Origin of the sequence: Amycolatopsis sp. NPDC021455, assembly GCF_040640995.1 — a bacterium.
In the GTDB taxonomy this organism is placed as follows: Bacteria; Actinomycetota; Actinomycetes; order Mycobacteriales; family Pseudonocardiaceae; genus Amycolatopsis.
The window spans coordinates 21,774-30,044 of record NZ_JBFACT010000088.1 but is presented as its reverse complement, the minus strand read 5'-3'; the positions used below and the strand labels follow the sequence as shown (position 1 = coordinate 30,044).

8 protein-coding genes are annotated in these 8,271 nt (G+C 71.5%); 5 read left to right on the top strand and 3 right to left on the bottom strand.

Going from position 1 to position 8,271, the window contains the following annotated elements; translation table 11 throughout:
• Positions 1 to 49: 49 nt before the first annotated feature.
• On the bottom strand, positions 50 to 460 hold the full coding sequence (locus tag AB0G28_RS44605; RefSeq protein ID WP_361104054.1) for an ATP-binding protein: 411 nt from the start codon (positions 458 to 460) through the stop codon (positions 50 to 52).
• A gap of 109 nt (positions 461 to 569) precedes the next feature.
• On the opposite strand from AB0G28_RS44605, the gene AB0G28_RS44600 reads away from it, so the two are divergent.
• The gene (locus AB0G28_RS44600) at positions 570 to 3,827 is read left to right on the top strand and encodes a glucodextranase DOMON-like domain-containing protein (protein ID WP_361104052.1); all 3,258 of its coding nucleotides are present in this window, start codon (positions 570 to 572) and stop codon (positions 3,825 to 3,827) included.
• 17 nt (positions 3,828 to 3,844) lie between these two features.
• Positions 3,845 to 4,405, top strand: a complete 561-nt coding sequence (locus tag AB0G28_RS44595) for a DinB family protein (RefSeq protein WP_361104050.1) — start codon at positions 3,845 to 3,847, stop codon at positions 4,403 to 4,405.
• A gap of 6 nt (positions 4,406 to 4,411) precedes the next feature.
• On the opposite strand, the gene AB0G28_RS44590 is transcribed toward AB0G28_RS44595, so the two are convergent.
• Positions 4,412 to 4,843 carry a hypothetical protein gene (locus AB0G28_RS44590; protein ID WP_361104048.1) on the bottom strand — a complete coding sequence of 144 codons (432 nt, stop codon included), beginning with the start codon at positions 4,841 to 4,843 and terminating at the stop codon, positions 4,412 to 4,414.
• Between the two features lie 202 nt (positions 4,844 to 5,045).
• Between AB0G28_RS44590 and AB0G28_RS44585 the strand changes: the two genes are divergently transcribed.
• Together AB0G28_RS44585 and AB0G28_RS44580 are read left to right on the top strand one after the other, a co-directional pair.
• On the top strand, positions 5,046 to 5,657 hold the full coding sequence (locus AB0G28_RS44585; RefSeq protein WP_361104046.1) for a TetR/AcrR family transcriptional regulator: 612 nt from the start codon (positions 5,046 to 5,048) through the stop codon (positions 5,655 to 5,657).
• A gap of 64 nt (positions 5,658 to 5,721) precedes the next feature.
• The gene (locus AB0G28_RS44580) at positions 5,722 to 6,552 is read left to right on the top strand and encodes an alpha/beta hydrolase (protein ID WP_361104045.1); all 831 of its coding nucleotides are present in this window, start codon (positions 5,722 to 5,724) and stop codon (positions 6,550 to 6,552) included.
• Here the strand turns inward: AB0G28_RS44580 and AB0G28_RS44575 are convergent.
• Positions 6,539 to 6,910, bottom strand: a complete 372-nt coding sequence (locus AB0G28_RS44575) for a DUF742 domain-containing protein (RefSeq protein ID WP_361104043.1) — start codon at positions 6,908 to 6,910, stop codon at positions 6,539 to 6,541. The two genes, AB0G28_RS44580 and AB0G28_RS44575, sit on opposite strands and share 14 nt — an antisense overlap.
• A 315-nt stretch (positions 6,911 to 7,225) precedes the next feature.
• Between AB0G28_RS44575 and AB0G28_RS44570 the strand changes: the two genes are divergently transcribed.
• Positions 7,226 to 8,203, top strand: a complete 978-nt coding sequence (locus AB0G28_RS44570) for a hypothetical protein (RefSeq protein WP_361104041.1) — start codon at positions 7,226 to 7,228, stop codon at positions 8,201 to 8,203.
• Positions 8,204 to 8,271: the final 68 nt, after the last annotated feature.

The following is an 8,271-nucleotide window of genomic DNA, read 5'->3' as shown; positions in this document are numbered from 1 at the left end:
TGTTCAGGACCTCCGAGGTCCTGAACGACTCGTTCAAGACGCCGGAAGCTCAGGCGGTGCGGCGGGCCGGGAACGGCCAGGTGAGCGTGATGACCGTGCCGTCGTCGGTCGAGCGGAGGTCGAGCCCGTCGACCAGGGCCTGGATCAGGCGCAGCCCGCGGCCGTCGTCGGCGCGTTCCGCCAGCGAAGCCCAGCGGCCCTGGTCGGCGACGGTGACGATCAGCACGTCCTGGTCGATCCGGGCGCGGACGTCGATCAGCCCCGGCCGGCCGTGGTAGGCGTGGCCGAGCACGTTGGCCATCGCTTCCCAGCAGGCCAGCACGACGTCGTCGGCCTGCCGCCCGACCTCGTCACCGGCTCGCCGCCGCAGCCACGACACCAGGTGCCGCCGCAGGCTCGGCAGCGTCCGTGGCGAAATCGTGCCGCGGTACCGCCAGCCGTCCGTTCCCAGCTCTTCCACGTTCACCTCCCCGGGGGCTCTCAGTGAATTCCTACCCACCGTGACGGATCTTCAATCAGCTGCCGTTCGGACCTGGTGCGGCCCGGGGCGGACGTGGTCGGATGTCGGGATGACTCGGTCGACGTCGTCCGTGGTGCTGTGCGCGGTGCTGGCCGCGGCCGCCCTCCTGCCCGCTCCCGTGGCCGCCGCGGCGCCGGGACCGGGCGCCGTCTCCCACTTCGGCCTGGCGCGCAAGGACTGCCTGGGCACCGCGCGGAACACGACCAGCAAGGCGTGGTTCACCGTGGCCGGCGGCGTGCTGTCCGACGTCTACGCGCCGGTGATCGACAACACGAACGTCGAGACACTGCAGTTCGCCGTCACCGACGGCCGCAGTTTCACCGATCTGCAGGCCCGTGACATGACCTACACGGTCCGCACCAGCGCGGGCGGAATGGCGTGCGAGGTGACGTCGACCGCACGCAGCGGCGCCTACCGGCTGGTCACCGAGTACCTGGCCGACCCGGCCCGGACCGGCGTGCTCCTCCGCACCCGGCTGGAGCCGCTGCGGGGTTCCGGGCGGGACCTCAAGGTGTACGTGCGGTTCGACGCGAGCATCAACGGCAACGGCGGGGGTGGCCCGGCCAACGGCGGCGGCGACACCGCCACTGTCGACGCGGCGACGAGCGCGCTGGTCAGCGCCGACAGCAACACGGTCTCCAGCGCGCCGGCCCGCGACTACGGCACCCCGCTGGCCGCCGCCCTGCGCGCCGACCACCGGTTCCTGGCCACGAGCAGCGGCTTCGCGGGCACCGCGGGCGACGGGCTGGCCCAGCTCGACCGCGACCACCGGCTCACCGACACCACGCCGTCGGCGGTGAACGGCAACGTCGTCCAGACCGCGCAGCTGGACCTGCAGCCGCGCCGTCCGGCCGTGCTGGCGCTCGGGTTCGGCGCGGACGCACGGGCCGCCGTCGCCACGGCCGGGGCGAGCCTGCGGACGCCGTTCGAGGCGAGCTACCGCGAGTACGCGCGTCAGTGGCGTGACTACGACAACGGCCTGATTCCCTTGCGGAGCAAGGACTCGGACGCGTACTACCAGTCGGTCAACGTGCTGAAGGCCAGTGAGGACAAGACTTTCCCGGGCGCGGTCGTCGCTTCGCTCGGCAGCCCGTGGGGGCAGGCGGTGTCCGCGGGCGACGCGCCTGGCGGCAAGCCGGTCTACTTCGGTTCCTACCGCGAGATCTTCGCCCGCGACCTCTACGAAAGCTTCTCCGGGCTGCTGTCCGCGGGCGACCGCGAGACGGCGCGGGCGAGCGTCCGCTGGCTGTTCTCCCGCCAGCAGCAGCCGGACGGCCGGTTCCCGCGCAACTCGCTGCTCAACGGCAAGAAGGCGCCCGACTCCGGCGGCGACCAGCTCGACGAGAGCGCGTACCCGATCCTGATGGCGTTGCAGGCCGGGCTCGACCGCGACCACACGCTCTACACCGACCACATCCGGGCGGCCGCGGACTTCGTCGTCGCGCACGGGCCGGCGTTCGGCTCGGAGCGCTGGGAAGAACAGGGCGGCTACTCCCCCTCGACGATCGCCGCCGAGATCGCCGGGCTCGTCGCCGCGGGCGTGATCGCCGACCGCAACGGCGACAGTGCGCGCGCGAACGTCTACCGCGCCACCGCCGACCACTTCCAGCGCAGCATCAAGGGCTGGACGGTGACGCGGAACGGGCCCTACGGCGGCCGGTACTTCCTGCGGCTGACCAAGAACGGCGACCCGAACTCCGAATGGTTCTACAACCTGGGCAACGGCTCGGTCGACGCCGACCAGCGCGCGGTCGTCGACGCCGGGTTCCTCGAGCTGACGCGCCTCGGCGTGCTGCCCGCGAACGACCCGGACGTCGCCGCTTCGCTCGGCGTCGTGGACCGCGTGATCAAGCGGGACACCCCGGCCGGGCCGGGCTGGTACCGCTACGGCACGTCGGCGCCGGGCAGCGAAGACGGCTACGGCGACTGCTACGAGCCGGACCCGACGAACTGCGCGCCCACCGGCGCGCCCTGGCCGTCGACGAACACCGGGTCCGGGCACCTGTGGCCGGTGCTCGCGGGCGAACGCGGCGAGCAGGCCGTGCAGACCGGGGACCGGGCCGGCGCGGCGGCACTGCTGCGCGCGATGCGGGCGCAGACGAACGGTACCGGGCTGATTCCCGAGCAGGTGTGGGAAAACCCGGCCGTGCCCGCGTCGCCGTACGGGTCGGACCCTCGCGCGGCGTCCATCGGCTTCATTCCGGGGCAGTCCGTCGGCTCGGTCGCGCCGCTGAGCTGGGCGCAGTCGCAGTCGGTGCGGCTGGCCAGGGCCGTCGACGACGGACGGCTGCCCGAGCAGCCCGCCGAGGTCCGCTCGCGGTACGTCCACGCGCCGCCCGCCTTGGCGGTCACGCTCGACGCCCCCGCGTCGGTGTCGACGGCGACCGCCGTGGTCACCGGCACCGCGCCCGCCGGCAGCCGCGTCGATCTGGCCGTCTCGGCCACCGACGCGGGAACGACGTCGGTGCTGTCGACCCGGGCTTCGGCGGCGGGGACGTTCAGCGCGACCGTGCCGACCCCGCTGGGCGCGAACGTCGTCACCGCGGCCGCGACCGGCGCGGGCACGGGCTATGCCCAGAAGACGATCAGTTCGGACTTCGTCACCGGCACGGTGTTGCTGGACACCACGGACCCGGACGGCGACGACAACGGACCGGGCACCTACACCTACCCGACGGCGGGCGACTTCCACGCGGGCGCGTTCGACCTGCAGCGGTTCCAGGTCATCGATTCCGGCACCACCCTGGTGTTCCGGGCGCAGATCCGCGACCTGTCACCGACGTTCGGCTCACCGCTGGGCGCCCAGCTGCTGACGATCTACGGGCACGACCCGGCCGCGACGGCGACGTCGACCGCGGCGCCGTTCCCGAGTCGCGCCTACACGATCGCGCCGCAGGACGCGTGGAGCCGCCGCATCGAGGTCCAGGGCTTCGCCGAACCGGCGCTCGTCGACGCTTCGGGCGCTTCGCCGGCAACGCCGTCAGTGCAGGCTTCGCAGGCGACGCGGTACATCACGGTCAGTGTGGCGAAGGCGGCCTTCGGGACGCCGGGACCGGGCTGGACGTTCGCCGTGGTGCTCACCGGCCAGGACGGCAACTCCCCCGACCAGGCGCGGCCGTTCACGCCGACGGCGGGGCAGTACACGTTCGGCCTCTGCGCGGCCGGCGGCACGTCGCCGATCTGCGCCGTGGACCCGGCGACCGCGCCGAAGGCGTTCGACGTGCTGACGCCGTCCGGGGTGGACCAGAAGCTGGAGCTGGACCCGACCCGCGGGCCGGTCACGGTGCGCGGCGTGCCGGTGGGCTGATCTGGCATGGTGGAGCCATGATCGACGAGTTCGCGAAGGACTACCTGCACGGCGATTTGCGGGAGATCCGCGAAGAGATGGTCGGAAAGCTCGAGGGGCTCAGCGAGTACGACATCCGCCGTCCCCTGACCGCGACCAGCACCAACCTGCTGGGTCTCATCAAGCACCTGACGCTGACCGAAGCCCGGTACTTCGGCGAGATCTTCGGCAGGCCGTACCCCGAGCCGCTGCTCCGGTGGGACGACCTCGCCGTGCGCGGCCAGGACATGTGGGCGACCGAGCACGAGTCGCGCGAGGAGATCATCGACGGCTACCGGCGGGCGTGGGCCCACTCCGACGCGACGATCACCGAGCTGGCCATCGACACGCCGGGGCACGTGCCCTGGTGGCCCCGGCCGGACGTCATGCTGTTCAACATCCTCGTGCACGTGCTCACCGAGACGAACCGGCACGCCGGGCACGCCGACATCCTGCGTGAACAGCTCGACGGCTCGAGCGCCTCCGAAGGCCACCGCGACGCGGAGTTCTGGGCGGCCCGGTACGCGGACGTCGAACGGGCGGCCCAGGCCTTCAAGTAACGACGGTCAGGGCAGCGGGTCCAGGCCGGTCAGCTTGACGCTTTCCGTCCACAGCCGCGCCGCGGCGGCTTCGTCGGTCAGGTTGGCCCACAACGGTTCCCGCCGCGGCCCGCCCCGCAGGCGAACACCCGCGGCCCCCACAGCTGCCCGCCTTCGACGTCCGGACCGAGCACCGCCCGGACGGCGGGCCGCGCACCGGCGTCCTTGCCGTGCAACAGAACCCGGGCCGGCAGCCCACTCAGCGATGCGCGTCTCCGCCGTCAGCACCGGCATCGGCTGGGCGATCAGGGCGAAGTGGCCGAGGTGGTTGGTGCCGAACATCAGCTCGTGGCCGGCCGGGGTCTCCCGGCGCGGCGGGTCGTCGAGCGCCACCCCGGCGTTGCACACGACGGCGTCGAGCTCGCCGGTGCCGACCGGTTCGAGAGCAGCCAGGTCCATCCACACGTGCCCGACCCGCGCGCCCGCGACCCGGGAGCGGATCGACGCCGTCGTGGCCGGCTTTCGCCGGGTCGCGGCTGCCGATCACCACCTCCGCACCCGCCGTGGCCAGTTGCTCCGCCACGAAGTAGCCGATTCCGGCATTGCCCCCGGTCACCAGCACCCGCATCCGTCCCCCCTTCGTCGTGCCAAGCTGTCCCCCGTGGACAACGCTACCGACTCGGGCGGGGCGGGGTACCGGCGCTCGGCCGGCTCGCCGCGCGGCGAGGCCCGCCGCCGGGAACTGCTGGCGAAGATCACCGACGATGTCGCCGAGAACGGGCTCGTGGACTTCTCGCTGCGGCGCGCCGCGCGGGCGGCCGGGACGACGCACAAGGTGCTGCTCTACCACTTCGAAAGCGCCGAAGACCTGCTCCGGCAGGTGGTCGTCACCCTGCGCGAACGGCGCGTCGGCAACGCGCTGGCGGCGGGCGCCGGCTCGTCGCCGACCCTGGCCGGCCGCGTCCGCGTGGCCTGGGAAAGCCTGCGCGAGGAGACGCAGCTGCGCCGCGTGCTCGACCAGGCGATGGGCCTGGCGATGTACGACCCCGGCCGGTACGCGGCGCTCGGGCGGGGCGCGTCGCAGCAGTACCTGCCGACGCTCGTGTCGTTCTGCCCCGAGGACTGGCCGGAGGGGCGGAAACTGGAGGTCGCGTCGATGATCCTCGCCGCGCTACGCGGTTTCCTGGTGAACCTGCTGATCGACGACGACCTGGCGGCGGCCGGCTTCGAGGCGTTGCTGCGCGCGGTCGAACGGGAGGAGGCGGCGCCCTGATCCTCGACAGTTTGCGAACCACGTGGTTCACTTCGGTCGGGGGTCACTTCACCGGGAGGCCGGAATGCAGGTCGAGCTGTCCGCGGGCACCATCGAGTACACCGACACCGGGGGCCCGGGCCCGGTCGTCGTCTTCGTCCACGGCCTGCTGATGGACGGCTCGCTGTGGGACGGCACGGTCGCCTCGCTCGACGGTTTCCGTTGCGTCGTCCCGACGCTCCCCCTGGGCGCGCACCGGCACCCGATGCGGGAGAACGCGGACCTGTCGCTGCCGGGCATCGCGTCTCTGCTCACCGAGTTCCTCGAGCGTCTCGACCTACTGGACGTCACCCTGGCCGGCGTCGACACCGGCGGCGCGCTGGTGCAACTGCTGATGGCGGACGGCGTCGCGCGGGTGAGCCGGGTGGTGCTGGCGTCGTGCGACGCGTTCGACAACTTCCCGCCGGGACTCACCGGCAAGACGCTGTTCCTGACCGGAAAGCTGTCGCCGGGGTTGTTCGGGTTGTTCATGCAGCAGATGCGCCTGCGAGCGGTGCGACGGCTCCCGATCGCGTTCGGCTGGCTGACGAAGCGCGGCGACGCGGCCACGCGCGAGTGGATCAGGCCGCTGCTGAGTGAGGCCGCCATCCGCCGTGACACGGTCGGCGTCCTGCGGGCGGCCGCGGCGTCGCCGGGAATCCTGCTGGAGGCGGCCGAGCGGCTGCCGGGTTTCGACCGGCCGGTCCTGGTGGTCTGGGCCAGTGAAGACCGCGTGATGCCCCCGGAGCACGGCGAGCGCCTGACCGCGTTGCTGCCCAAGGGAAAACTCGTGGAGGTGGCCGACAGCTACACGCTGCTGCCACTGGACCAGCCGGCGCGGCTCGCGCGGCTGATCGGGGAGTTCACAGCCGGCTGAGGCCGTGCAAAATCCGTTCCATGAGGTCGATGCTCGGCCGGTTGCCCGACGTCATCTTGGTGGTGTGCACGGCAACCAGGCCGCGATCGGCCAGGTCGGAGAGCAGCACGCGGGCGACCCCGAGTGGAAGCCGCCGCCGCGCGGCGACCTCGGCGACCGACTGCGAAGTGCGGCACAGCACGCAGATTTCCGACTCTTCCTGCGAGCTGCCTCGCACGACGGCCCGTCCCCGCGCAGTGGTCGAGACGAGCGTCTCGACGGGAAGGTCACGCGTCGGCCGGGTCCGGCCATGGGTCCGGAAGTACGGGCGGACGAGCCCCGCAGCCCCTCCGTCGTCGAGCGCGGTCCCCCAATGCACAGCCAACTCCTCACGGCGATTAATCCCTGTAGGCGATTATTCGACACGGTGATCGACTGAGCCGCAATCGACCGAACAGAGCAACGCCGGGAAAGCCGCAGGTCAAGGGCTTGCCGTTGAACGGGTTCGGCCATCCGTGGCGCTCGTCCACGGATGGATTATCAGATCACTGACAACGCCAGTTACCGACAACTTTTTTTGCCTTGACGAGACTTGCTGTCCACGACAGCGCCGCTCCGAGCCAGACCCGGGCGACGGACTTACCTGCGGTTAAGATTCGGCGGCCAGTCATGCTCAGACCTGGGGGGACCTTCCATGACGACGCCCGAAGACAGACCGCAGCAGCCCGCGCCGGAAGCGAATCCCTTCCAGGCCCCGCCCCCGGGGGCCGCCCTGCCGCACTACCCGGCCGCGCCGTACCCGCACGCGCCGTACCCCGCGCCTCCGCCGATCGGCTTGCCGCCCAAGAAGCGCAGTGGCCTCAAACTCGCGCTGGGGATCGGTATTCCCCTCGTGTTCCTCGCGGTCGTCGTCGCGGCCGGGCTGAGCTCGTTCGCGGCCAAGACGACCGACGTCGGCGACTGCCTCAAGGGCAACACGGACAACGCCGACAGCGTTACCTCGGTGGCCTGCGGCCCGGAGGCCGGCTACAAGATCGTCGGCAAGGTCCCGGACCAGCCCCGGCTGGCATTGACCCTCGGCGGCGGCTGCGACGAGTTCCCGACCGCGACCGTCGCGTACTGGGAAGGCGCCGACACCTCGAAGGGCACGCTGCTCTGCCTGGAGGACTTGAAGAACCCGGGCAAGGGCATGCCGCAGGTGGGCGACTGCGTCAAGGGAGACCTTTCCGACGCCGCCCACACCGAAAAGGTCCCTTGTGGACCGGAGGCGAGCTACAAGGTCGCCGGCGTCGAGGACGGCGGCGCGCTGGGCGGGTTCACGAAGGCGGTCTGCACCAAGGTCCCGTCCGCGGGCGCCTCGATGGAGTGGAAGCGGCAGGGCAGCCTGTCGTCGAAGATCCTGTGCCTGGAAGACCTGAAGAACCCGGACAACCGCAAGCCCGCCATCGGCGAGTGCATGGCGACCGGCGCCAACGACGAGCTCCACCTCGCCCCCTGCAAGAAGGGCGCGGCGAAGGTGCTCGGCCAGGTGGACGGCCTGTCCAAGATGGACGGTTTGTCGAAGACGGTCGAGGAGATCTGCAAGGACTTCCCCGGCTCGGACCAGGCGGCGTCATGGAGCATGCAGGGCTCCCTCGCGGTGACCACCTACTGCATGCAGTCGGTCAAGTAACAGGGCTTGGTGGTCGGTTTCGGAAATCTTCGGGGGTCTCGGCAGATTCCCCCGAAGTTCCGAAGCAG

Bases quoted from the DNA above. Each gene is read 5' to 3' on its own strand.
- AB0G28_RS44580 (WP_361104045.1), top strand. From the start codon at position 5,722: ATGCAGGTCGAGCTGTCCGCGGGCACCATCGAGTACACCGACACCGGG.
- AB0G28_RS44590 (WP_361104048.1), bottom strand. From the start codon at position 4,843: ATGGACCTGGCTGCTCTCGAACCGGTCGGCACCGGCGAGCTCGACGCC.
- AB0G28_RS44595 (WP_361104050.1), top strand. From the start codon at position 3,845: ATGATCGACGAGTTCGCGAAGGACTACCTGCACGGCGATTTGCGGGAG.
- AB0G28_RS44570 (WP_361104041.1), top strand. From the start codon at position 7,226: ATGACGACGCCCGAAGACAGACCGCAGCAGCCCGCGCCGGAAGCGAAT.
- AB0G28_RS44600 (WP_361104052.1), top strand. From the start codon at position 570: ATGACTCGGTCGACGTCGTCCGTGGTGCTGTGCGCGGTGCTGGCCGCG.